Below are 24,652 nucleotides of genomic sequence, written 5' to 3' on the forward strand. Positions count from 1 at the left end.
CCATCACCTAGACTTATTCTTCAGACGCTGAGAACGGAACCTCTTTCTATGATCTGTCCTTCAAGCAGGGTCGGTTCGAGGTCTTTGTTTATGTCCAGAAGATCCATGAGCTGCAGCGCGACCGAGCGCCCCATTTTCCTGGCGGGCAGATTTGTGGTCGTCAGCGGAGGCACGATCTCGGTCGACCAGTCCAGATTGTCGAACCCCATCACCGACATATCATCGGGAACGGAAAGGCCGGCAGCGGCGAGGCCGAAATAGACACCGAGTGCCAAGACGTCGCTCAGGCAGAGGATTGCGGTGACGTTTGTCGCCCGTTCCAGAAGCGCCTGAACGGCATGTTTGCCTCCGGAGGCGTCAAGACTGGTCTCGAAGAACGTGACATTCATGGTTTTGCCGCAAGCCTGGCGGGCACCCGCGACGCGCGCTGAGATCCTGTCGCTCGAATCGACCGGACCATGGACTACCGCAATCTCGGAGTGCCCCTTCGATTTCAGATAGGTCAGCGCGGCGCGGGCGAGTCCTGAATTGTCGTAGCCGATCATGGGCGTAGGTAATGCGGGGTCCCAGACGGACGTGAACACGTAAGGGATGTTTCTGCCTTCAAGAAGGTCATAAAGCTCCGGACTGTGCCTGGCGCCGCTGAGAATGAAGGCTTCGGATCCCATCCCGAGGAGCTTGCGCGCCTCCTTGAATTCTATCTCCTCGTCACCATTCGAAATTGCAAGAACGAGAGAGTATTGTCTCTCAGACAGTGTCTGTTCGATTGCCGATATGAATTTGGCGTAGATCGAGTGCTCGATGTTCGGAATGATCGTCGCGATCGTTTTCGTCTTGTTTGTCGAAAGAGAGCGCGCCGCTGCATTCGGAAAGTAGTTCAGTTTCTTGCAGGCGGCTTCAACGCGGTGGCGGGTTTCTTCGGTGACCTTCGCCGACCCGTTCATCACTCTGGAAATGGTCGCGATCGAAAGCCCGGTTTCCCGCGCAACATCCCGTATCTTGCCGATTCTCTTTTCCAAGCGCAGCTCCACCCCGTCACGTGATGAAAAGTTAGCCTTGACAATATCTGGATTCAAGTTGTTTGATGTAACCGGTTTCATTGAGATCTGCGGGGCGAAGGCCTCTTTTTGATTGGCTGCGATGAAACCGGTTACACTGTTGTGCCGGGACCGGACGACTTCGAGGGAGAAGGTCGCAGGGAATGAGAGCCGAAACTGACCATAGCGCTATCCGCCAGGTCTACCGTGGCCTGAAAGAGCCGGCGTTTTTCCAGCTTCAAGTTGACTGGGGCGGTGTCGGGACCGTCGATGTTCCGTCAGGGGCCCTGATTTCCGTGACCAATGTGGATGGCGGCGGACGGCTGCTTCTTACAGCGCGCGGACCTGAAGACAGGCACTTCACCACCCGGCCACTCGACGTGCCCGCCCCGGACGATGCTCCGGAAGATCCGGGTCTGTTTGACCGTGACATGCTGTCGTCGCTGGCCGCCGCGCGAGGCAGCAGTCTCGATCTTGCCAGGTACCATTCGATCTTCGACGGCAACTCGCAGCCCGGCGACCAGTTCGTGACCCGCGCGCTGGAAGACACGAGCCTCTACGTCATTGCTCCCATGGACGCGGGGTATGTCGCCGGAGGAGGCGGTTCCAGTTTCACGGTGAGGATCAAACCGCCAGAAGGACGTTCGACGGACAGTTGGCTGCCACCGCCGCTGGGCAAGGTCCGCGACGAGTGGCGTGTGGGAAGAGGCTCCGCGAAGGCCTATGAAGTCAAGAAGGGCCAGTTCATCCAGATCATAGATGTCGAGGGCCAGCAGTGCTCCGACTTCATGGCCATGTGTAGCAGAAATCTCGAGGCCGGCCGGGAGCGCTATATCGATTCAACGGTGTCGCGCACGAAAACGCACAGCGCCTATCCGCTTCCGGGCCTGTTCGACAAATTCTACGATCAGGACATCAATCCGCTCCTGTCCGTTCGTCAGGACACCGTTGGCAGGCACGACACATTCGCGCTTGCCTGCACGGCCAACGGCTACGAAGAGCGGGGCTTTCCCGGTCACCTGAACTGTTCGGACAACATCAGCGCTGTCTTTTCTCCCTTCGGGATCGGCAAACGCGCGGCCTGGCCGGCGATCAATTTTTTCTTCAACTCCTGGATCAACTGGTCGGAGCACGGACTCGTCAGCGACGAGGCCTGGTCGCGGCCCGGCGACCATGTGGCCATGCAGGCGTTGACCGATCTTGTCTGTGTTTCAACGGCCTGTCCGGATGACATCGATCCGATCAACGGCTGGAACCCGACGGATGTTCACGTCAGGATTTACGAGGAGGATACCTCGATCTCACACTCGGTATCATGGCGCTCTCAGCCCGAGGACAGCGGGAAACTCACCCGTCAGTCCGCCTTTCATCCGCGCACGTCGGCACTGACCAGCCGCTTTGTTGCCTCCAGGGACCTCTGGATGCCCGCGCGGTTCGATGGTTCCGGTGCTGTGGAAGAGTACTGGGCCTGCAAGAACGCGGCGACGCTCCAGGACATGTCGGGTCTTTACAAGTTCGACATTGTCGGACCCGACGCGGAGGCGCTGCTGCAGGCCTGTCTGACCCGCGACGTGTCAAAACTGTCTCTGCATCGCGGCTTCTACGCCCTTGTCTGTGATGAACGCGGCAGCGTTCTGGATGACGGCACGCTGTTCCGCATTGAGCAGCACGCTTTCCGCTGGTGTTGCGGTTCGGAAAACTCCGCGCTGCATCTGCGCGAGCAAGCTGAAGCCTTGTCGCTGAATGCAAGGGTGCTGTCGCCGGGCAACAGGCTCGTCAATCTCGCGATCCAGGGGCCCAAATCCCGGGACATCCTGCGCGACCTTGTGGTAACGCAAGCCACACGCCCAGCCCTTGACGTCCTGAAATGGTTCGGCTTCACCATCGGACGTCTTTCGGAGCCAAACGGTCCGTCGGTCATGGTGAGCCGATCCGGTTTTACCGGGGAGCTCGGGTACGAAATCTTCTGCGACCAGGATGACGCGCTAACGGTCTGGGACCTCGTGATGGAGGCCGGCGCGCCGCATGGGCTGGTGCCGATGGGCTCCGAAGCGCTGGCCATGCTGCGGATCGAGGCCGGTCTCATGGTTGCCGGGGCGGAATTCGGCCCGGACAGTGACGCGTTTGAATCCGGCCTGGGTTTCGCCGTCGATTTCAAGAAGAAGGACTTCATCGGCCGGGCCGCGCTTGAGCGCAATGCCACGGCCCCGCGCCGCAAGCTGGTCGGTCTGACATTCCCGGGAAGCGAGGCGCCGCATCATGGCGACCGGATCTTTGCCGGCCGGGAACAGGTTGGGGTCGTCACAAGCGGAACCTATTCGCCGGAGCTGGGATACGCGATCGCCATGGCCAGGATAGCGGTCGAAAACGCTGTGGCCGGTGACACTCTTGAGGCAGGCAAACTTGACGGGCACATGAAGCGGTTGCCGTGCACCGTGGTCGACCTGCCGTTCCTTGATCCGAAACGGGAGAAGGCGCGCGCGTGACTGGTACAGCTAAAGAAGGCGTGGTCGTCACGCAGAATGTCTGGAAGATCTTCGGCCCGCGCGCCCAGGACGCGATGGAAGCCGTCAGACGCGAAAACCTGTCGAAAGCCGAGGTCCTGGAACGGTATCAGGCCGTCGTCGGCGTCAAGGATGTGTCCATTTCGGTCGGCGAAGGCGAGATCTTCTGCATCATGGGGCTTTCCGGGTCGGGAAAGTCCACGCTGGTGCGCCATATCAACCGGCTGATCGAGCCCACCGGCGGCGATATCCTGATCAACGGCGTCAATGTCGGCGACCTCAACGCGGAAGATCTGCGGATCATGCGGGCGGACAAGATCGGCATGGTGTTCCAGAACATGGCGCTGCTTCCGCACCGGTCGGTGCGCGACAACATCGCCTTTGCCCTTGAACTCAGGAATGTCGATGCGTTCACACGCCGTCAGGTTGCGGATCGGGTCATCGAGCTGGTCAGTCTCCAGGGCTACGGCGACCGGATGCCGAGTGAATTGTCCGGCGGCATGCAGCAGCGCGTCGGGCTTGCACGTGCCATGGCAGCCGATCCGGATATCCTGTTGATGGATGAGCCGTTTTCCGCCCTCGATCCACTCATCCGTCGCGGGCTCCAGGACGAGTTTCTGGATCTCTCCAGGACGATGAAGAAAACCACTCTCTTCATCACCCACGACCTGGACGAGGCGATCAGGATGGGGAACCGGATCGCGATCATGAAGGATGGCGAGATTGTCCAGACCGGAACGCCGGAGGAAATCGTCACCAAGCCCGCCGACGACTACGTCGCCGACTTTGTGGCGGGCATTTCCAAGCTGAAGCTGATTTTCGCGCACACGGTCATGCGGCCGGTTGCGCAATACGAGGCGAGCGGAGCGCCGTTGCCCGGTCTCGATGCCTGTCCGCAGGCGACCCCGGACGACGATCTGGACGTCCTCATCGCGCGATCAGTCGGCCAGGACAATCCGATCGTCATCATCAGCGACGACAAACCGGTGGGCGTCGTCACCAAGGACGACTTGCTTCGCGGCATGCAGGGGGAGGTCTGAGACGCCATGACCGATGAAACAGATTTCCGAAAGCCGATCACCGAGTTTGCCGGGCCGAATGGCGACTATTACGCAGACGTCTTCCTGGAAATCCAGAAAGCGAAACTGCCGAGGTTTCACATAAACCGGGCGGCGCTCGTGGGCAGCTTCATCTGGGCTGCGCTGCGGGGCAACTGGCTGTTGTTCACAATCGGGTTTGTCGTCGATCTCGTTGCGCTCATCAATCTTGCGCTGGTCTACAAATACACTCAGGCCGCCGCCGACAATGCGGACAAGGCCTATCTCGTGGAGCGGTATGAAGGCTGGTCGCAGACCCATCTGATCGGGGCGATCGTCGTCTTCGTTCTCGGACGGCTTTTCTTCGGCTGGCTGGCTGACCGGCTCTATGCCAGGCAATACGACAGATGGCGCGTATCGCACGCGGTCAATAGCAACTTCCTGCCGTCCCGGCTGATGATCGCGCTTCTGATTTCCGTGCTCGTCCTGCCGATCATGCTTTACCGGAGCACGCAGTTCGCACCGGACGAACGCGCTTGCATCCGGCAGGACCGGGCGATCGCGCAAGGTGAAGAGGTCGGCTTCAAGCAGAAATTCGACTGCCTGATTATCGGTGAATTCCCGACGCTTTTCTGGATCCAGCGGCCTGACGAAGTTTCGTATCCGCGGGACGACAACGGCAACCGGATTGTGTTGCGAACACCGCCTGCCGAGGATGCGCCCCCGGTCAATCTCAATACCTATACATCCCAGACCATTGATGACGGGATCGGTTACCTGACCGTTTTCCACGGCGCGTTTTTCGACGGGATCACGCGGTTCCTGCGAGGCATGCTGAGTGCGATCACGTCCGTCTTCGTCGGCACACCCTGGCCGGTGACGATGTGCGTTCTTCTCTTCGTCGCCTACAAGATGGCAGGAACACGAACGGCAATATTCGTCGGAGCCTCGCTGATCTACCTGGCGCTGTTCGGGTTCTGGCAGACCGCCATGGACACGTTGTCCCTGGTGGTGGCGGCCTCGATCATCTGCGTCGTTGTCGGGCTGCCGCTCGGGATCTGGGTCGGCAAATCGAGCCGGGGACAGACCATCATTACGCCGATCCTCGATGTCATGCAGACGATCCCGTCCTTCGTCTACCTGCTTCCAGCGATCGCCTTTTTCTCGATCGGCAAACCGCCCGCGATCCTTGCGACCGTGATCTTTGCCATGCCGCCGATGGTGCGGCTGACGGCGCTCGGGCTCCGGCAGGTGGCGGAGAATACCCGGGAAGCCGCACTCGCATTCGGCGCAAACCCAAGGCAACTGCTTCTCAAGGTCGAGTTGCCGCTGGCGCTTCCATCCATCATGGCCGGGATCAACCAGGTCGTGATGATGAGCCTCTCGATGGTCGTCATTGCCGCGCTTATCGGCGCGGGCGGCATGGGCTACGTGGTCACCGAGGCGCTTGAAAATACCGAGACCGGACGCGGCGTTCTCGCCGGCGTGGGAATTGCCCTGTTGGCCATGATGATCGACCGGGTGGTGCAAAAGGCGAATGCAAATCGCCAATAAAAGCATAAGCCGGGGCCACGGGCCCTGTAACCTTCTTGAAGGGGACCAACATGAAACTTGCTAGGAATCTTCTGTTTGGAACGGCGTTTTCCCTCATCGCCGCAAACTCCGCACTGGCCGCCGACGATGCGACGGTAAAGATCGGCGACCTGACCTGGACCGGTGCAAAGGCCATTGGCCATGTCATTCAGGCCGTGATCAACGGCCCGCTCGACTCCGAGGCGGTCATCGTCGAAGGGCTTTCCGACGGGTCGATCATTGCCGCCGGCATGGACAAGGGCGATGGATCCGCGGACGTCTATACGGATCTGTGGATGCCGAACCGCGCCGCCATCTGGGACAAGTATATCGACGGCGCCAAGACCGTCGGTCACAACGAACCCTACAAGGGCACCCAGAAAATGTACGTCCCGTCCTTCATGGCGGACAAGGTCAGTTCTGTTGAAGATCTCAAGGATCCCGAGATCGCGGCCATGTTCGACAAGGACGGCAACGGCAAGGGCGAATACTGGTCCGGCGACGCCGGCTGGAAATCGACCCGGATGTGGCAGGTCAAGTTCAAGAGCTACGGCCTCGACGAACTCTGGGAGCCGGAAATTCTTCCGGATGCAACTTTCAAGGCGCAGCTGAAAACCGCGATGCAGCGCGAACAGCCCATCCTGTTCTACTACTGGACGCCGGAGTGGGTGCACGCTGCCTACGACATCACGCCACTTGACGAGCCGGCGCGCACGGAAGGCTGCGAGAATGTCAATCTCGACAAGGAAGACTGGCTCGAGGCCTCGTCCTTTGCCTGCGCCAGTGAAGATGCAAGCATCTACGTCGCCTATTCCAAGTCGCTGGAAACGCGCAATCCTCCGGTTGCCAAGTTCCTGAGCCAGATGGCACTGGACCCGGCCGTGGTCAATGAATGGATCCTGAAGATCGGCCGCGACAAAATGGATCCGCGCGACGTTGCCGAAGACTGGGTCGCCAACAACATGGATGTCGTCAATTCCTGGATCGAATGAACCGGACTTGAGATAACATCAGGCGAAGCGGCGAGTGACGCCGCTTCGTGACCTGCCACGATCAGGCGAGTGGCCTGATCAGACTTCCTTCAGTGCCAGTACGCGCAAGGGGCTGCCTGTTCCGTTCCTGATTTTCAGGGGAGGGGTCACCAGCATTGCGCCGGTGGCAGGAAGCCTGTTGAGATTGCAAAGGCACTGCAATCCGTATTTGCCTGCGCCATGCAGGTAAAAGTGCGCCGGATAGGGCGGCGTGTAGTGTGACCCCTGGCCGGCATCCGTGCCGATCGTCTCCGTACCGAAACCGAGAATGTCGCGTTCATCGACCAGGAAGCGGACTGCTTCCGGTGTTGGGCCCGGTGAATGGGGGCCATCGTCGCGCATGTTCAGGTAGGCCGCCCCGCTGCGGTGGGACCAGTCGGTTCGCATGAGGACCCAGCAGCCTTCCGGGATGCGGCCATGGGTGCGCTCCCACTCGATGAGAATGTCCGGCGTGAGCTCGAAGTCGTCGTTTTCAGCAGCCCCAGCGGAGCAATCGATCACGACGGCCGGTGCCATCAGGTTTCCGGCAGGAATTTCATCGACGGAGCCGTTGGCAACATCGCGGCCACTGACCCAATGGCTGGGCGCATCAAAATGCGTTCCGGTGTGCTCCGACATGGAAATGTTATGCCACTTCCATGCGGGCCCCCTGTGGTCGTAACGGCTGACTTCTTCCATACGAAAGCGCGCGCATTGTCCGAATTCGGGCGGCAGTACGATCACGGGGAAGTCCGGATCAAGGGTGTGGGTCAGATCGACAATCTCGATCGATCCGCCAGCAAGGGCATTCGCCAGGCTCTCCAGTAGCGTCATGAGCGGAATCCCGTCATTTCCCGTTCCTGTACTTTCGGCGACGCGCGGAAGCGCTCGATCATGTCCTTGGCGACGTCGCCGCAATAAACGTCCTCCAGACCGTCGACGAGGCCCTGCACGACGCTTCCGGCAAGCGTCTTTGCAGGCACTTTCGGCGGCGGCAGTTCCTGGTGCCAGTCGTCCTCCGTCGGGCCGACAAACACATTCAGGACGCGGAGCCCGGATGTCCGGAAGTCGGCACGCATGTTCTGGCTGAGCGAAAGCGCTGCTGCATTCGAGGCCGAGAAGCAGCCATAATCCGGGAAATTCGCGATGGCATATGCGGAGAGAATGTTCACCCAGGCGACTGCAGAGTTGGTGCCGTCGGCGGTGCGTGCGCACATGGCCGGACCGAAAGACTGCGCAAGGCGCATCAGGCCCAGGTAGTTCACGTCCATCTCGCTCTGCGCAAAAACGGTATCGCTCCGCGTCATCAGACCGCCGGGCCGCACGTATCTGGCGTTGTTGATCAGGATGTCCGTCTTGCCGCCGAGTTCCGCCGCCAATTCTTCAACCGACTTGCCGTCGGTGACATCGAGGGGGAGCATCTCGACCCCGGAGATCGCCATGATATCGTCGTGGTAGCGATTTGGCCGCCAGTCTTCCGAGAGGCCGACGAAGACTTTTTCCGCACCTGCCGACTTCAAGGCGTTCACGATCGCTGGTGCGTTCGGGTTACGGGCGTCGGTCAAAAGGACCCGGCGGTGTTTGGGCGTACAGCTCATTTCACGGAGCCGCGGATCATCTTGCATAAAAGGTGTCTCCTCTACCGGCAGTGCCATCATGACACCCTGGCCCGCCCGATCCAGTTTGATCACCATCCTGACATTCTCGCCGGCACCGGCATCGCCGTGTACGTGACATATGACGGATGGGCCGACGTCGAGTTTTACCGTTCCGACGCGCACCGGGATCTGTTCGCGAAAATAGAGATCCGTCGTTGCGCGCACTTGCGTCTCTGCGATCAGCTTTCCGGCCGGAGAAATATCCCGCCAATTGAGATCGACGGACAGACATCTGGAACAGGCATCACGCGGCGGATACTGAACAGCGCCGCAGTCACCGCAGATCTGCAGCATGAAACGTCCTTCCGCAGCGGCTGCGGCCAGGCCCAGTGCCGCCCTGCTGCGCTGCTGCGGCGGGGTCTTGGGTATGTCGGTCCGCCGTTGCGGGTTCTTCTTTTCCGGAGGGGCGATCGGTTCGCTCACGCGTGTCCTCCCTCGATGATTGCCGCGCCGGAACAGACGCCGCGGTCATAGTTGATGACGCCGAAGCCGGAGACCATGGCGCGGGCTGCGCTCTTCACCTGTGTCGATCCCGCAGTGCCTGTCACCTGCCGTATGGCCTCGACAAGGCCGATGTAGCCGCCCGCGGCCCCGGCCTGTCCGGCGGAAAGCTGACCACCGGAGGTGTTATGCGGGAAATCCCCCGTAATCGTCAGGTCGCGGTCCCGCACGAGCCGGCTGCCTTCGCCCTTGCCGCAGAACCCCAGGTCCTCGAACTGCATCATCGAAATGACCGGATAATCGTCATAGGTCTGCAACAGGTCGATATCGGAGGGACCACAGTGCGCCATGTCGTAAAGCTCGTCGATATCCATAGCCCAGCCACCGCGAAGCTGGATCGGGTCGTCGGCGAAGGCGTTGTGCCGTTCGATCGTGCCCGCGATCACCGCGAATGGCAGATCCCGCCGCTTTGCTTCCTCGACCGTCATGACGAGGAAGGCCTCCGAACCGGCGCAGGGCATGACACAGTCAAACAGCGCAATCGGATCGGAGATCAGCCGGGCGTCCAGATACTGCTGCAGCGTGAGCGGCTTTTTCATGAGCGCATCGGGGTTGCGCAGGGCGTTCTCGCGCTGCGCGACACAGATCCGGCCGAAATCCTCCCGGGTTGCCCCGTAGTCCTTCATGTAGCGGTCCGTCAGGAGCGCGAAATTGGCATTGGGTCCGCCAAACCCATAGGGATAAGAGGCGTCCTGCGAAAACCGGCTGAAGCTCGACAGAAGATTGCGGAACGAGTCGATGTGGTTGGTGTCACCGGCAACACAGGCGACGATATCGGCATCTCCTGCCTGAACAGCTCTTGCTGCACGCCGAAGCGCCACGATGCCGGAGGCGCCTCCCATAGGAATGTGATCGAGCCACCGGGGACAAAGACCCAGATGCTGCGTCAGCCCGACCGCATTGTCGGGAAACAGGGTAAAACTGGAGACAGCGAACCCGTCGATATCAACCGGTCTCAGTCCTGCCTGATCGAGGCTTTTCTTGAGCGCGCGCGCGATCCACCAATGCGCTGTTTCAACGGAAAAGCGCTGGTAGGGAACGCTCGCGGGGGAGACGATGGCAACCCCTTCGTAGCCAAGGCGCGTCCGGCTCATGAAACCTGTCTTTTCTTGAGATGCACCAGACTGATTGTCGATGATTTTTCCAGGTGATGCAAAGCAAGCGCCTTCAGCTCCGCGCGCTGGATCTTCTGTGTTGACGTCAAAGGCAGACTGTCCACGAAGGCAACATACCCTGGCACCTTGTAATACGCCATGTTGTCGAGCGCCCAACGGGCTATCTTTTCCGCCTTTTCTGGTGTCGGGTCAGAGACCGTCAGACAGGCAAAAACCTCGTCACCGCGAAGGGGATCAGGCACAGGCGCGACGCCTGCGGCCGTGACCTCAGGATGCAGCATGAGGACGCTCTCGACCTCTAAGGCGGCGATGTTTTCGCCGGATCGGCGGATGACGTTCTTTCGGCGGTCGACGAAGAAAAGGAAGCCGTTCCTCTCCTGGCGAACGACATCGCCGGTATGAAACCAGCCGTCCTTCCAGGCGGCTTCGGTTGCAGCCGGATCCTTGTAATACTCGCGGAAGAACCCGAGCCTTGGTTCAGGTCCCGATCGCCGCACCAGCAACTCACCCGGTTCGCCTTCCGGCACATCCTCTCCAGTCTCGTCAAGAAGACGGATTTCAAGCCAGTCCGGCAGACGGCCGAGCGCAGCCTTGCCGATCAGCCGGTCCGGCTGGTTGTTCGCGATGACGGCTCCGGCGCCGGTTTCCGTCATCGCCCAACCTTCGCTCAAGGGGAAACCGAAACGGTCTTCAAACGGAGCATGAAGCTTGGGATCAACACCTGCGCCAAAACCGAAGCGCACCTTGTGGGCCCTGTCGTTTTCGCCCGGCCGCAGTTCCATCAGGATGGACGGCATCACGCCGAGGTAGTGCAGGCACGTCGCGCCGCTGTCGTGAACACTCTGCCACCAGGTCCTGGGGTGGAACCGGTCCAGGGCCGTCAGGCATCCGCCAACGCGCAGCATTGCCATGAAGGAATAGGCCATCGCGTTCATATGAAAGATCGGCAGGGGTGTAATCATGCGCTCACCCTCTTCGGATAGCTTCGCGATCCCTCCCAGCCCCGCGTAAAACTCCGCGACTTCCGAGAAATAGGAATTGTCGAGGACGCAACCCTTCGGCTTGCCCGTGGTGCCGGATGTATAAAGAACCGCCGCTTCCCGGGCATCGCCTTTTTCAGAAAGGCGTGCCGTGACGGCGTCCCTGCGCGGGGTGGGAAATACCCCGTCCACAGCGACGACACCCGCCTCAACGCCGCTCGCCTCGACCGCGGACCAGAGTGCGTCGATCCGACCTGGTATCGTGATGATGAGTGCCGGCTCCGCGTGGCCGATCAGGTATTCAAGTTCGCTGGCGCGCAGATCGGGATTGATCGGCACCACGGATGCTCTGAGCTGGTTGAGCGCGAGCCAGACAAGAAAGTAATCAGGACGGTTTTCCAGAAGCAAGGCAACGCGCATGCCTTCGCCTATCCCGGCCTTCTGAAAGCGGTTGGCGAAATCGTCCACACGGCCCATCGCCTCGGCGTAGCTGATGTCGCCGGCCGGGATCGCATAAGCCTCTGCCGTCTCTGGCAGCACGTTCAACATTGGACGGTCGGGCCAGCGCGCGTGAGCCCTTGCGAAGTAGTCGTATACGGTCGTCAAACCACTTCCCAAAGTCTCGTCCTCCCTCGAAAGCAACCGCAGATCGCGGCGCGATATTTATATGAAAAAACATATTAATTGTCTTCTTTTGTGTCAAAGAGAATTTCCCGGGGACCCGGGGATTGCCATTTGAAAGCATGCAGTCACCCTGCTTAGTATCTGATTATTGGGCTTATTTGTCTCGTGCGCAGAACAGGTATCCTTTCTCATTGTCCAATTCGGAGTGACTATGATTTAGATGAATTTTCATATATTTTGATTTCCGGCCGATCGAGTGCCAAACAGGAACGGGTTGTTCGGGCAGTGCTGTCAAAGCCTGCTCAAAAGGGAGAAGAGCATGAGCGGATACGACGATCGGACGGCACTCGTCACCGGAGCAAGCACGGGGATCGGAAAGGCGATTGCCGAACATCTACTGCAGCGTGGCTGCAAGGTGATATCCGTTTCGAGACGGCCCTTGGAGCTTGCATCTGACAGGGTGACGTCTGTCTGCGCCGATCTCAGCGATTCGCAGGCGGTCCGGGACTGCGCAGATCTCATCCGCGAGAAGCACAAGGTCGACATCCTCGTCAACAATGCAGGGGTGGTGCGCAACACGCCGGTGGAAGACATCACTGACGAAGAGTTCGACACACTTCAAAACCTTCACCTTCGGTCCGCGATTGCACTTGTACAGGCTGTCCTGCCACACATGAAGGCGCAGAATTTCGGACGCATCGTCAACATGTCGTCGCGTGCAGTTGTTGGTCTGTCGAAACGGACGGTTTATGCCGGTACGAAGGCGGCCCTGATCTCGATGACGCGGACATGGGCGCTTGAGCTCGGAAGCCACGGCATCACCGTGAACGCCGTCGCGCCCGGACCGGTCGTGACCGACATGCTGACCGCCGATATTCCCGAAGAAAGCGAGATGTTCAAAAAGCTGGCCGCGTCCCTGCCCACGGGACGTCTCGGGACTGCCGACGATGTCGCGCGTGCGACGCTGTTTTTCACCGATCCGGACAACAGCTGGGTAACGGGACAGACGCTCTTCGTTTGTGGCGGCGCCAGCCTCGGATCCCTGACAGCGCTCTAGGCCTGGTCCCTGGCCCGGCAGGTGTTCGATCAGGAATCGAGGCGAAGCTGCCTGAGGGATTTTGAAAGGATGCGGCACAGGGCGTTTTCAACCGGTGTCTGGTTGCTCCTTGACGGGATCAGCAGACCGATCCGCAGATCCTTGAGAAAACTGGACTTCAGAGAAATATAGCGCAACTTTCCGGCTTCGATTTCCTCCAGGAAACCGATTTTCGAATAGAGCCCGATGCCGCGGCCGCTCATGATCATCGAACGGGCGAGCGGCAGCGAGTTGGTGAAGCAGGCGGTCTTCAGCGGGATGTTGTTGTCGGCAAGGGCAAGGTTGACGAGGGAGCGCTCGGCGAGCGCGTCGTAGGACCTGATGAGCGGAAACGGCGTCAGGTCCTCGATGTCCAGCGCGTCCCGTTCCGCCAGCGGATGGCTCTCCGTCAGGATCGCGCCGATGGGTGCGGATTTTTCCGTGCGCACGCGCACGCCGGGGTGGAGGTCGTTGCAAAAGGAAATTCCGATCCCGGCCTCACCTTCGGCAACGGCTCTTACAATGTCATCCGGCTGTGCGGTCTGTATCGAGTAGGTGATATCAGGGTATTCGCGGGCAAACTGATCAATCGCCGATGGCAGAAGGCTCAGTGCGACGGAGTCGAGTGACGCGATGTCGATGTGTCCTGCGCGCAATTCCCTGATATCTGCAACAAGATGAAGGATCTTCTCGTAGTCGAAGATTGTCTTGCGGCAGTGTTCCAGGACAACCGCTCCTGCTGCTGTGAGCTCCACACCTTCCGCATGCCGGTCGAATAGCTTTACACCGAGACGCTGCTCGATATCGAGAATCTTCCTATTCACGGAAGACGACGATACGTGCAAGACAGCTGCAGCGCGGCGAATGGAGCCCTGCCGAGCGACCTCGTCAAAGTAGTTCAGAAACTTGCTGTGCATGTGATCTCACCCTCAGGCGATGCAAAAAAGGCATCGCTATGCGCCAAACTAAATTCTATCGGCAACGCCAGGCAGGCGTCTACTCTAAAGAAAAAAGGGAGACACGGACAAAACACCTACCAGGAGATCGTTCAGATGACACACAGGGGACTCAATCGCCGGCACGTTCTGCAAGGGCTCGGAGCGGCGGCCGGATTGGCGACAACCGGAACTTTCCTTTCCGTCGGACCCTCGGCGGCCGCAGATTTCAAGATCAGGATGCAGCTTGGCTGGCTGGCGTCCAACGGTATCCTCGGCGAGGTCATGGCCGACAAGCTCGGCTATTTCGCCGAAGAGGGTCTGGAACTGGACATCATCCCTGGCGGACCGAACATTGACGGGGTGGCATCCGTTGCTTCAGGTGCCAACAATTTCGGGTCTATCTCGTCCTCTCCCTCGCTGATGCTGGCCCGCTCCGCGGGACTGCCGATCAAGTGTATCGCAGCCGGGTATCAGCAACACCCGTTCACCTATTTTTCCATGGAAGCCAACCCGGTGCGCAAACCGGAGGATCTCGTCGGCAAGAAAGTTGCGACGCAGGGAACAGCACGGATCCTGCTGCGCGCGCTCCTTGCAAAGAACGGCATCGATGAAAGCCAGGTCGAGGTTTCGGTCATGGGCGGGGACATGGCGCCACTCAAAGTGGGGCAGGTTGATGTCGCGACCGGCTGGCAGACCAATGTCGGCGCGCTTTCGGTGCTTGGCGACGAGCGGGTCGACATGAAGCTGTGGGATGCAGGCATCCAGCTCTATGCCAATCCCTATTACACGACGGACGATGTGCTTCAGGAAAACAGTGACAAGATCACCGCTGCGATCCGCGCGATCTCGCGTGGCTGGGGCGCTGTCTACGAAAATCCGGAGGCCGGCGTCGACGCGCTTGTCGAGCGCTACCCGAACCTGGACAAGGACAGCGAGATGAAAGCGGTCGATCTGGTTCTCGGTTTCTCGTTCAACGACAAGACCAAGGCCGGCGGCTGGGGCATCATGACAGCCGACAACTGGCAGGAACAGATCGACACGTATAACAGTCTCGAGCAGTTCACCAACGGCGCGCCGAACGTGGCCGACATCATGACGCTGGACATTCTCGAAGCCACCAAAGATGTCCGTCCAACCTTTGGCTGATTTCGCGGACGAGAGTCCCGATCAGGAACCGGCAGGCCGCAAGGTTGCGGCCCGCCTGTCCGGAGCTTCGGTGAAATTCGGTCGCTTCACCGCTCTTGAAAATATCAGCCTGGAGATTGGCGAAGGTGAATTCTGGACCATCCTTGGTCCGTCGGGCTGCGGCAAGTCGACCATGCTGCGGCTGGTGTCCGACCTCGTTCCCGCAGCGGAGGGAGATGTCACTATCCTCGACAAGTCGACCGAAGCAGCGCGGCTTGCACGCGAGTTCGCGTTCGTTTTCCAGGACGCGACCCTGTTGCCATGGCGCAGCGCTTTGAAGAACGTGGAACTTCCTCTGGAGATGGGACGCAAGCGAGGCCTGCAAATCCCGGCCTCAGATCGAAGTCCGCAGGAACTCCTGGAACTCGTGGGACTGAAGGGACGTGAGAACGCCTTGCCGCATGAACTTTCCGGCGGCATGCGCCAGCGGGTTGCGATCGCACGAGCGCTGGTGTGCAAGCCGAAGCTGCTGCTGATGGATGAACCGTTCGGAGCACTTGACGAAATGAAACGTGACCTTCTGAACCTGAAGCTGCGCGAGATCTGGCAGGAAACGGGCGTCACGATCCTGTTCGTCACTCATTCGATTTCCGAAGCGGTGTTCCTCGGCCAGAAGGTGCTCATGCTGCGCGCCAATCCGGGACGGGTGAAGGACGTGGTCGATATTGACCTGCCGCCGCACCGGAAAATCGCCCTGAGGGAAACGCCGGAGTTCAACCGGTATTGCGGTCGGCTCCGACAGTTGCTGGAGGAATGCTGATGTCTCTGACCCAGGTTTCACCCGACGTCGATAACGCCAAACCGGGCGTGTTCGAGCAGGCAAGGCTCAGGGCCGGGCACATTGCGATCCCTCTCGGAACGGCCATCTCGCTATTGCTGATCTGGCAGATCGGTGTGCGGCTTTTCGAAGTACCGACCTACATCGCGCCCGCGCCGACCGATGTTCTCGCCGTTTTCGCGAATGATTACGCGCTGCTGCTCAGGAACTTCTGGCCCACTCTGATCGAAAGTCTTTCAGGCTTTGCCGTCGGCAATCTGGCCGCGATCCTGATCGCAGTCGCATTCGTGCATAGCCGGACGGTCGAAAAGGCGTTCTTTCCGATCGCGGTCTTCATCAACACGATCCCGATCCTGGCCATCGCTCCGATCCTCGTCCTGATTTTCGGTGCCGGAATGACGGCTAAAGTGGTGATCGCCGCGCTTATATGTTTCTTCCCGACCCTTGTGAACATGGTGCGGGGGCTCCAATCGGTGTCGCCGCAAACCTTGGAACTGGCACGCATACTGTCGGCCTCCAAGTCGGAAATCTTCTGGAAGATCCGCCTGCCGTCTTCGCTGCCGTTCCTGTTCTCGGCGCTGAAGATCGCGGCAACCACCTGCGTGATCGGCGCGATTGTCGGCGAATGGATCGGTGCTGATGTCGGGCTTGGGGCGCTGATTATCGACAGCACATTCAATTTCCGCTCACCGCTTCTCTACGCGACCGTTTTCGTCTCCTCCGGCCTGTCTGTTCTCCTGTTCACGGCCGTTTCGGTTGCCGAAAGGCTTGTTGTGCGCTGGTAGCGCTGCCGCCAGCTTCTGAATTTTAGGAAAAGGATCAAGGACAATGGCAGAACGTCACACGACAATTGTTCAGGTCGAAGGGGCACAGGTTCCCGTTGTTGCGGACTGTGATGTGGTCGTGATCGGCGCAGGACCTGCCGGTCACGCCGCCGCGGTATCGGCCGCGCGCAACGGCGCCTCGGTGACGTTGCTCGAGCGCTATCATCACCTCGGCGGCATGGCGTCCGGCGGGATGGTGCTCGTCCTCGACGACATGGTCAATGAAGGCAACGAGATCGTCACCACCGGGATCGTCAGCGAGTTCGTCGACCGTCTGGAGCGGCAGGATGCCGCCGTCTATCCGCCGCCCGAGGATTGCCAGACCAACTGGCAGATGTGGCAGAAATGGTCGCGCTGGGGATGCATCGATTTCCACAAGGCGATGATGCCGCAGCCGATCATTCATGCGGTTGCCTTCGATCCGGACGGCTGGAAGCGGGTCAGCCTTGACATGGTGGTTGAAGCCAAGGTGAACCTGCGCACGCATAGCTGGTTTTCGGATGTCCTGATGGAGAACGGCCGGATCAGCGGCGTCATTGCCCAGACCAAGCTGGGGCGGCAGGCCATTCGTGCACGCTATGTCGTCGACGCCACCGGCGATCTCGATGTCGGTGTCGCGGCGGGTGCGGACTATATTGACGGCCAGTATATCGTCACGACCGTTTTCCGGCTTGCGAACGTGGATACCGACAAGGCCGTCGCCTTCGAGTTCGCGGAGCCGGAGCAATACAAGAAACTCGACCGGGAAGCGCGTCGCAGGATCGGCGGCGCCTGGGGCATGTGGTGGCTCAAGACGCCGATCCCGGGCGTGGTCTGGTGCAATTGCCCGCATATGCCGGGGTATGATGGGCTGTCCGTTGAAGACATGGTCGCCTCGGAAATCGAGGGCCGCGAGCGCATGATGAAACTGCACGCGTTTGCGAAGGAAAACATTCCGGGCTTCGAAAACGCCACGATGCTGGGGGCTGCGGAGCAAATGGGCATCCGCCAGACGCGGTTGTTGAAGGGGGAATATGTCGTCAACAAGGACGACGTGAAGTCCCGGCGTTACTTCGCCGATACCGTTTGCCGGGGCCGGGATTACTACACCCCGTATCGTGCGTTGCTTCCCAAGGGTATCGATAACCTGATCGTGGCCGGACGCCACTATTCGGTGGAAAGCGATGCGCAGAAATTGTCACGCGAAATCCCGCCCTGCATGGCGCAGGGCGAGGCCGCGGGCGTTGCGGCCGCCCTGGCGCTCGACGGAAATCAGCCGCTCCGCATGGTCGACTACAAGGCCATCCAGAAACAAATGCGCGCTCAGGGCGCTGATCCGGGAGACAAACCGTCGCCGAATGCTCTCATCGAAGACCACATCGCGGCGGAATAGCAGAGGCACACATGTCAGAGAAAATCATGCCACTCGATGGCATTCGGGTGATTGACTTCACGCAAGTCATGCTGGGGCCCTGCGCGACCCAGATGCTGGGTGACTTCGGCGCCGACGTGATCAAGATCGAACGGCCGGGTTCAGGGGATCTCAGCCGAGGGTTTTACGGTGAGCGCACCGAAGAAGCGCTGAACAATGCCGTCTTTGCGTCGCTGAACCGAAACAAGCGGTCGATCGAGATCGACACCAAGTCCGAGACGGGACGCCAGCAGGTGCTCGACCTGGTGAAAACGGCCGACATAGTCGTCGACAATTTCCGGGCCGGGGTCATGGATCGGCTGGGTTTCGGCTATGACGCGCTTTCGAAAATCAATCCGAGGGTCATCTGCGCGTCCGGCACCGGGTTCGGCTCGTCCGGCCCTTACGCCCACAAAGGCGGTCAGGATGTGCTGGCCCAGGCGATGACCGGGGTGATGGAGAAGACACAGGATCCATCCATTCCAAAATCGATCTATCCGACAACGCTTTGCGACTATTCGGCCGGAATGCATCTGGTGCAGGGCATCCTGGCGGCTCTCCTGATGCGCGACAAGACGGGCCGGGGCCAGAAAGTCGAAGTCTCGCTCTATGACAGCATGATCGCGATGCAGATGCAGGAAGCAGCGCAATGGTCCAGGCACAGGGAAGTGCTGAACTGGGCTGCCATGCCCCTGACCGGCGTCTTCGATACCACCGACGGGGCGATCGTGATCGTCGGTGCCTTTAAGGCGAACCCTTTGCAGGATATCTGCAACGCGCTGGAGATTGAGGACCTGTCGCCCGATTATCCGACACTTGACGTTCAGCGCAAGCACAAGCCGTTCCTGCAGCAGCGTTTCAGGGAGGCGATTTCAGGGAACACGTCCGCCTATTGGCTGGAGCGGCTGGAAGCTCAGGATCTTCTGTGCGCACCTGTCAGATCGCTCGGGGAAGCGCTGGCGGATCCGCAGACACAGATAAACGGCATGCTTCAAGCCATCGACCATCCGGTTCTCGGTGACATCACGCTTGCGGGATCGCCCGTTCATCTGAGCGATGCGCCGCTGGTGGTCCGTCATGTCCCCCCGAGGCTGGGTGAACATACTGAAGACGTGCTGCAGGAACTGGCCGCGCTCCTGAGCAACGAGGCGGCCGAATGAGCGTTGACTTTGACATTTCCGGTCACTTCGCGCGTGTCACCATCAACAGGCCCGACCGCCTGAACGCGGTTGATACGGCGGCGCATTTGCGGCTGGCCGAGATCTGGAAAGAAGTCGAAGAGAACCCGGGCATAAGATGCGCCGTTCTCACAGGTGCGGGAGCGAAAGCCTTTTGTGCGGGCGCGGATCTGAAGGAAGACTCCGGACTGAGCGGAGTGGACTACTGGAAAAACATCAGCGAGTCCGGCTTCACGGGCATCGCCATGCGGCAAATGTCGACCCCCGTGATCGCGCGCGTCAACGGGCTTGCCCTTGGCGGCGGGCTTGAAATGGTTCTCGGATGCGACATTGTCATCGCGTCTGAAACCGCGCGCTTCGGGCTTCCGGAAGCAAAGGTCGGGCGGGTGCCGCTCGACGGCGGCATGGTGCTGCTTCCCCGTCTGGTTCCCAGAAACATCGCGATGGGCATGATGATGACCGGACGGCTGCTGGCGGCGTCAGAACTCGAGCGTCATGGACTGATCAACGCAATCGTTCCGCCTGACGATCTGGACGATGAAACGGACCGCTGGGTCGCGGACCTTCTGAGTTGCGCTCCGCTCAGCCTGCGGGCGATCAAGGCCATTTCCCGTCAGACTGCGCATCTGCCCGTGCAAGAGGCGTTTCAGTATCCGGCAGATGAACTCGAAGCAGCGCTGTGCTCGCAGGATGCCGACGAAGGTGTTGCCGCCTTCCGGGAAAAAAGGGCTCCGGTCTGGACGGGGCGCTGATCCGATGACACTCGTCATTACGAGCACCTGTATTGACGTCAAGGACGGCATATGCACAACGGTGTGTCCGGTCGACTGTATTTATGAGGGCGAGCGGATGTTCTACATCCACCCGACCGAATGCATCGAATGCGGCATGTGCGAGAGCATTTGCCCGGTTGATGCGATACGGTATGCCGACGAGGTCGAGGAGGCGCAGCACGCCTTTCTTGCCATAAACGATGCGGCGTTTCGTGACGATGCCAATACCCTTCTGGAACCGGGCGGGTGGACGAAAGGCGACGAACCGCTCAAGGACCCACCCGGCCTGACGAAGCTGGCCGAACGATATCTCAGAAAGGGCACGCGCTGATGAAAGGCGTCATTGCAGCCGTTCCAACCCCGGTCGACCGGTCTTACACTCCCATCAAGGATCTTTTCCTTGAGCACAGCGACTGGGTGCTGACAAATGGCTGTGACGGGATCAATGTCCTGGGCTCGACCGGTGAAGCCAATTCCCTTGATTCCGCGGCCCGGCGGGATGTGATGACCTGGGCGGCGACGTCTTTTCCTAAAGAAAAACTGATGGTCGGGACCGGGACGCCGTCGCTCAAGGAAACGATTGCGCTGACCGAACACGCGGATGATCTGGGTTACCCGGTCGCGCTCGTGCTGCCGCCCTACTACTACAAGCCCGCGACGCCTTCCGGCCTGAAAAGCTGGTATCTTGCGCTGCACGATGCCCTGGGGACGCGCGGCATCAAGATCTATTTCTACAACTTCCCGCAGATGACCGGGATCACCATCCCGGTCGAGGTGATTTCCGACCTCGCTTCCATCGCGCCTGACCGTTTCGTCGGGATCAAGGATTCCTCAGGTGATCTGGACTATTGCAGATCGATTGTTGCCGCGTCTCCGGCGCTCAGCGTTTTTCCGAGTTCTGAAACCGCTTTGCAAACGGCTGCGAAGGACGGGTTCGCCGGTTGTATTTCCGCCACTTTGAACCTCACCGCGTCGCTCGCTGCCGAGATCTGGTCCAACCGTGATGCGCCGCCGAAGGCCGCGTGTGAGGAAATAGCGCGGCAGCGCGGCATTCTGGCGGGACCGGCTTTGATCTCGGGCATCAAGTTTCTTGTCGGAGAAAGATCGGGAAACACCGAATGGCGACGCGTGTTGCCGCCTTTCCTTTCGCTTCCCGAAGACGCCGGTTCGGTCTTGAAGCAGAAGCTGGCGCAGGACTGACCCAATGGCGGAAGAAGCGATCTGGACCAAACGTTTCATGGCGCTGTGCGACCATATCTCTTCGTGGTCCGAGGATCGCGACTTCCAGGTTGGTTGCGTCATCGTCTCGCCTGAGGGGCACGAGATCAGATCGACGGGGTACAATGGGCTGGCGCGGGGCGTGTCCGCTTCCGACCCGGCGCGGTTCGACCGGCCCAGTGGTGAAAAGTTCTTCTGGTTCGAGCACGCGGAACGCAATGCGATCTTCAACGCCGCGCGCGCCGGGGTGCAACTGGAAGGGTGCACGCTTTACGTCAACCGGTTTCCGTGCGCCGATTGCGGGCGTGCCATCATTCAATCCGGTATCCGGAAACTCATCGCGCCACCGATACCCGAAGCGGACGGGGCGCTTGACTACAGTTTCAAGGTCTCCCGGCAGATGCTGCGTGAGGCCGGTGTCTCGGTGGACGAGTTCAAGTAGGTTTTCGCCGATGATGTGACAGGCCCTCAAACGGACTCCTTGGACAGAGTGCCGTTTCATCGACCGTCATGCGCGCAACCAACATCCGATTACTCCCTGCACAACAAAAAAACCGCGACTCGGCGCAAGTCTTTGATGCCGTAAGTGTGGATCCGTGTGTCGTGATCATTTGACCGCAGACCCAGACCTGTTTCCGGTCGTCTCTTTCCTGGCCGGTGCTTTTGAACGCTTGACCTGCTGTTCTCATTCTGCAATATTTTTCATCAACGCATTTTTTTGCAGTCTTCGAGTGGTGGAATGGCGATCGACGCAAAAACCAATCCGGATGTCGCGGCACGTGCAGCGTGGCTGCATTTCGTTGGCGGGCTCACACAAGGTGAGGTCGCGCGCCATCTGAATGTCACGAACACCCGGGCGCACCGGTTGATCGCGCGGGCGCAGGCCGACGGATTGGTGCAGATTTTCGTCGACGTTGAAGCGACCGAATGCGTGATGCTGGAACGGCAGCTGATGGAGCGCTTCGGGCTGAAGTTCTGCCGGGTGGCGATGGAAATTCCCGAAAGCGGACCCATGCCGCTGCGCTCGCTCGCGACCGTCGGCGCGCAGTACCTGATGGAGGTGTCCGGCGGCAGCCGGCACAAGACGATCGGGCTCGGCAATGGCCGGACACTTACGGCTTCGGTCAATGCAATGGGCCGGGATCCGGTCGTCGGAAAGCAATTCGTTTCCGTCCTCGGCGGGCTCACCCGCTCATTTGCCGCCAATCCCTACGATGTCATTTATCGCCTGGCTCAGAAAACCGGCGCAGAGGCTCACCTGCTGCCAGCGCCGCTCTACGCGAACACGGCGGAGGACAAGGCCGTGATGATGAAGCAGTTCGGGATCGCCGACACGATGTCCCTGATCGACGAAGCGTCGCTCGTTGTGCTCGGAGTCGGAAGTCTCGATCCGGGTTCTGGGAGCATCATCGATACGGCGATCGACGATCCCAACAGGACGAGAGAACTTCGCGAAAGCGGAGCCGTCGCGGAACTGCTCGGCCAGTTCTTCGACATTGACGGGCAGCCGATCGAAACGGAGTTCGACCAACGGGTCATGGCGCCGCCGATCGAAAGCCTGAAAGGACGCGAGGTGACCGCGATTGCCGGAGGAGCAAACAAGGTCAAAGCGATCACGGCTGCACTCAAGAACGGTCATCTGACCGGTCTTTTAACTGACGAGGATACAGCAAAGGCGCTTGTAGAAGATCACGAATGACACGACGAGCCTGAATTCACTAGGGAGGAAATACAGATGTACGATAAGGAAAAAGATGCCATAGGAGCGTTCCTTCGCGGCGAGATGGATCGCAGAGCGCTTATTCGACGTCTAGGCGGACTTGGCATGACCGCAGCCTCTGCGGGCACGCTCTACAACATGATGGCGACCAGCGCGCTCGCCGCCGATTTCGATTGGCAGAAGCACAAGGGCAAGAGCGTCAAGCTGCTTTTGAACAAGCACCCGTATACGGATGCGATGATCGCGAACCTGCCTGCTTTCAAGGACCTGACCGGCATGGATGTCTCCTATGACATCTTCCCGGAGGACGTCTACTTCGACAAGGTCACGGCGGCGCTGTCTTCGCGTTCCACCGAGTATGACGCGTTCATGACCGGCGCCTACATGACATGGACATACGGTCCCGCGGGCTGGATCGTCGATCACAACGAGTGGCTGAACGACGCTTCGAAAACCAATCCCAACTACAATTGGGCCGACATGCTGGAAGGCGTGCGCAAGTCCTGTGCCTGGAACGGTGTTCCCGGCGGTGAACTCGGCTCCGCCGACGCCAAGCAATGGTGCATCCCCTGGGGGTATGAGCAGAACAACCTCACGTTCAATGCGGCCATGTTCGAGAAGGCCGGCGTCAAGGTGCCGACCAATCTCGACGAAATGCTGGAAGCAGCCGCCGCGGTTCAGGCCGGCAACGATGGCGTATACGGCGTCGGTGTGCGCGGATCACGGTCCTGGGCGACCATTCACCCGGGCTTCCTGTCCGCCTATGCCAACTTCGGCGAGGCCGATCTGAGCAATGACGGCGGCAAGCTGAGCGCTGCGATGAACACGGCCGGGTCGAAGGAATTCCATGCCAAGTGGGTCAAGATGATCCAGGAAAGCGGTGCAAGCGACTGGTCGACACATACCTGGTACCAGGTCGGAACCGATCTGGGCGCCGGCAAGTCCGCGATGATCTTCGACGCGGATATTCTCGGCTACTTCATGAACGGCGGCGAGAATGCAATGGCAGGCCAACTGGCCTTCGCACCTTTCGCGGCGAACCCGGAAGCATCGGCCCCGACACCCAACATCTGGATCTGGTCGCTGGCGATGTCGAAGTTCTCCAAGGACCTCGATGCCACCTGGTACTTCATGCAGTGGGCATCCGGACCGGAGCACGGGCTGTTTGGTGCAACGGAAATGGACTTCGTCAATCCAGTCCGCAAGTCGGTCTGGGACAGCGACGTCTTCCGCGAGCGGCTGAACAAGAACTATCCGGGATACGTGGAAATGCACGATGTGTCCGCACCCGGCGCATCGATCAAGTTCACGGCGCAGCCCCTGTTCTTCGACCTGACCACGGAATGGGCAGCCACACTGCAGCGCATGGTTGCCAAAGAGGTTCCGGTCGATGAAGGCCTAGATCAGCTCGCTGAGAGCATGAACTCCCAGCTCACTGAAGCTGGCTTGAGATAGGCCGCAGCCTGCGGCATGTGCGGTTCCCAACGCCGCACATGCCGTCCCTTGAGCCAATCAAAGAAGAAATCCCAGACCCG

General features: G+C 59.8%; 22 protein-coding genes. 16 read left to right on the plus strand and 6 right to left on the minus strand.

What is annotated here, in order from left to right; genetic code table 11:
• Nucleotides 1–20 precede the first annotated feature (20 nt).
• Complete coding sequence (locus RDA78_RS14090; RefSeq protein ID WP_434055927.1) at nucleotides 21–1,019, minus strand: LacI family DNA-binding transcriptional regulator; 999 nt, start codon at nucleotides 1,017–1,019, stop codon at nucleotides 21–23.
• A gap of 182 nt (nucleotides 1,020–1,201) precedes the next feature.
• Between RDA78_RS14090 and RDA78_RS14095 the strand changes: the two genes are divergently transcribed.
• Genes RDA78_RS14095 through RDA78_RS14110 form a run of 4 tightly spaced genes read left to right on the plus strand, consistent with a single transcriptional unit; the run spans nucleotide 1,202 to nucleotide 7,142 of the window.
• The gene (locus RDA78_RS14095) at nucleotides 1,202–3,523 is read left to right on the plus strand and encodes a DUF1989 domain-containing protein (protein ID WP_434055928.1); all 2,322 of its coding nucleotides are present in this window, start codon (nucleotides 1,202–1,204) and stop codon (nucleotides 3,521–3,523) included.
• A complete protein-coding gene (locus tag RDA78_RS14100; RefSeq protein ID WP_434055929.1) occupies nucleotides 3,520–4,581 on the plus strand; it encodes a quaternary amine ABC transporter ATP-binding protein in 1,062 nt (353 codons plus the stop codon). The genes RDA78_RS14095 and RDA78_RS14100 overlap by 4 nt, the downstream gene beginning before the upstream one ends.
• A 6-nt stretch (nucleotides 4,582–4,587) precedes the next feature.
• The gene (locus tag RDA78_RS14105) at nucleotides 4,588–6,132 is read left to right on the plus strand and encodes an ABC transporter permease (RefSeq protein WP_434055930.1); all 1,545 of its coding nucleotides are present in this window, start codon (nucleotides 4,588–4,590) and stop codon (nucleotides 6,130–6,132) included.
• Nucleotides 6,133–6,182: 50 nt separating this feature from the next.
• Nucleotides 6,183–7,142 (plus strand): glycine betaine ABC transporter substrate-binding protein, encoded by a 960-nt coding sequence (locus RDA78_RS14110; RefSeq protein ID WP_434055931.1) that lies wholly within the window; start codon nucleotides 6,183–6,185, stop codon nucleotides 7,140–7,142.
• A 78-nt stretch (nucleotides 7,143–7,220) separates the two neighbouring features.
• Here RDA78_RS14110 and RDA78_RS14115 read toward each other — a convergent pair whose 3' ends face one another.
• Genes RDA78_RS14115 through RDA78_RS14130 form a run of 4 tightly spaced genes read right to left on the minus strand, consistent with a single transcriptional unit; the run spans nucleotide 7,221 to nucleotide 12,020 of the window.
• On the minus strand, nucleotides 7,221–7,994 hold the full coding sequence (locus RDA78_RS14115; RefSeq protein ID WP_434055932.1) for a cyclase family protein: 774 nt from the start codon (nucleotides 7,992–7,994) through the stop codon (nucleotides 7,221–7,223).
• Nucleotides 7,991–9,241 (minus strand): SDR family oxidoreductase, encoded by a 1,251-nt coding sequence (locus RDA78_RS14120; protein WP_434055933.1) that lies wholly within the window; start codon nucleotides 9,239–9,241, stop codon nucleotides 7,991–7,993. The genes RDA78_RS14115 and RDA78_RS14120 overlap by 4 nt, the downstream gene beginning before the upstream one ends.
• On the minus strand, nucleotides 9,238–10,413 hold the full coding sequence (locus tag RDA78_RS14125) for a thiolase family protein (protein ID WP_434055934.1): 1,176 nt from the start codon (nucleotides 10,411–10,413) through the stop codon (nucleotides 9,238–9,240). Before RDA78_RS14125 ends, RDA78_RS14120 begins: the two co-directional genes overlap by 4 nt.
• Entirely contained in the window at nucleotides 10,410–12,020 is a 1,611-nt protein-coding gene (locus RDA78_RS14130) for an AMP-binding protein (protein ID WP_434055935.1), read from the minus strand. The genes RDA78_RS14125 and RDA78_RS14130 overlap by 4 nt, the downstream gene beginning before the upstream one ends.
• A gap of 337 nt (nucleotides 12,021–12,357) precedes the next feature.
• On the opposite strand from RDA78_RS14130, the gene RDA78_RS14135 reads away from it, so the two are divergent.
• A complete protein-coding gene (locus RDA78_RS14135; protein ID WP_434055936.1) occupies nucleotides 12,358–13,095 on the plus strand; it encodes an SDR family NAD(P)-dependent oxidoreductase in 738 nt (245 codons plus the stop codon).
• Between the two features lie 29 nt (nucleotides 13,096–13,124).
• Here the strand turns inward: RDA78_RS14135 and RDA78_RS14140 are convergent, their stop codons facing one another.
• Complete coding sequence (locus RDA78_RS14140) at nucleotides 13,125–14,030, minus strand: LysR family transcriptional regulator (RefSeq protein WP_434055937.1); 906 nt, start codon at nucleotides 14,028–14,030, stop codon at nucleotides 13,125–13,127.
• A 135-nt stretch (nucleotides 14,031–14,165) separates the two neighbouring features.
• Here RDA78_RS14140 and RDA78_RS14145 point away from each other — a divergent pair, with 135 nt between their 5' ends.
• From RDA78_RS14145 to RDA78_RS14195, 11 genes are all read left to right on the plus strand, one after another.
• Entirely contained in the window at nucleotides 14,166–15,197 is a 1,032-nt protein-coding gene (locus tag RDA78_RS14145) for an ABC transporter substrate-binding protein (RefSeq protein ID WP_434055938.1), read from the plus strand.
• Entirely contained in the window at nucleotides 15,175–15,996 is an 822-nt protein-coding gene (locus RDA78_RS14150; protein ID WP_434055939.1) for an ABC transporter ATP-binding protein, read from the plus strand. Before RDA78_RS14145 ends, RDA78_RS14150 begins: the two co-directional genes overlap by 23 nt.
• Nucleotides 15,996–16,799: an ABC transporter permease gene (locus RDA78_RS14155; RefSeq protein ID WP_434055940.1), complete on the plus strand. Its 804-nt coding sequence runs from the start codon at nucleotides 15,996–15,998 to the stop codon at nucleotides 16,797–16,799. The genes RDA78_RS14150 and RDA78_RS14155 overlap by 1 nt, the downstream gene beginning before the upstream one ends.
• Before the next feature lie 43 nt (nucleotides 16,800–16,842).
• Nucleotides 16,843–18,210 (plus strand): FAD-dependent oxidoreductase, encoded by a 1,368-nt coding sequence (locus RDA78_RS14160; RefSeq protein ID WP_434055941.1) that lies wholly within the window; start codon nucleotides 16,843–16,845, stop codon nucleotides 18,208–18,210.
• An 11-nt stretch (nucleotides 18,211–18,221) separates the two neighbouring features.
• Nucleotides 18,222–19,388: a CaiB/BaiF CoA transferase family protein gene (locus RDA78_RS14165; RefSeq protein ID WP_434055942.1), complete on the plus strand. Its 1,167-nt coding sequence runs from the start codon at nucleotides 18,222–18,224 to the stop codon at nucleotides 19,386–19,388.
• Nucleotides 19,385–20,158, plus strand: a complete 774-nt coding sequence (locus tag RDA78_RS14170; protein WP_434055943.1) for an enoyl-CoA hydratase-related protein — start codon at nucleotides 19,385–19,387, stop codon at nucleotides 20,156–20,158. The genes RDA78_RS14165 and RDA78_RS14170 overlap by 4 nt, the downstream gene beginning before the upstream one ends.
• Nucleotides 20,159–20,162: 4 nt before the next feature.
• The gene (locus RDA78_RS14175; protein WP_434055944.1) at nucleotides 20,163–20,510 is read left to right on the plus strand and encodes a 4Fe-4S dicluster domain-containing protein; all 348 of its coding nucleotides are present in this window, start codon (nucleotides 20,163–20,165) and stop codon (nucleotides 20,508–20,510) included.
• Complete coding sequence (locus tag RDA78_RS14180; RefSeq protein WP_434055945.1) at nucleotides 20,510–21,379, plus strand: dihydrodipicolinate synthase family protein; 870 nt, start codon at nucleotides 20,510–20,512, stop codon at nucleotides 21,377–21,379. Before RDA78_RS14175 ends, RDA78_RS14180 begins: the two co-directional genes overlap by 1 nt.
• A gap of 4 nt (nucleotides 21,380–21,383) precedes the next feature.
• The gene (locus RDA78_RS14185; protein WP_434055946.1) at nucleotides 21,384–21,839 is read left to right on the plus strand and encodes a deoxycytidylate deaminase; all 456 of its coding nucleotides are present in this window, start codon (nucleotides 21,384–21,386) and stop codon (nucleotides 21,837–21,839) included.
• Nucleotides 21,840–22,136: 297 nt separating this feature from the next.
• The gene (locus tag RDA78_RS14190) at nucleotides 22,137–23,096 is read left to right on the plus strand and encodes a sugar-binding transcriptional regulator (RefSeq protein WP_434055947.1); all 960 of its coding nucleotides are present in this window, start codon (nucleotides 22,137–22,139) and stop codon (nucleotides 23,094–23,096) included.
• Between the two features lie 36 nt (nucleotides 23,097–23,132).
• Nucleotides 23,133–24,572, plus strand: coding sequence for an extracellular solute-binding protein (locus RDA78_RS14195; RefSeq protein ID WP_434055948.1), 1,440 nt, complete (start codon nucleotides 23,133–23,135; stop codon nucleotides 24,570–24,572).
• Nucleotides 24,573–24,652 lie beyond the last annotated feature (80 nt).

It is taken from the genome of Roseibium sp., assembly GCF_051016195.1.
Lineage (GTDB): Bacteria > Pseudomonadota > Alphaproteobacteria > Rhizobiales > Stappiaceae > Roseibium.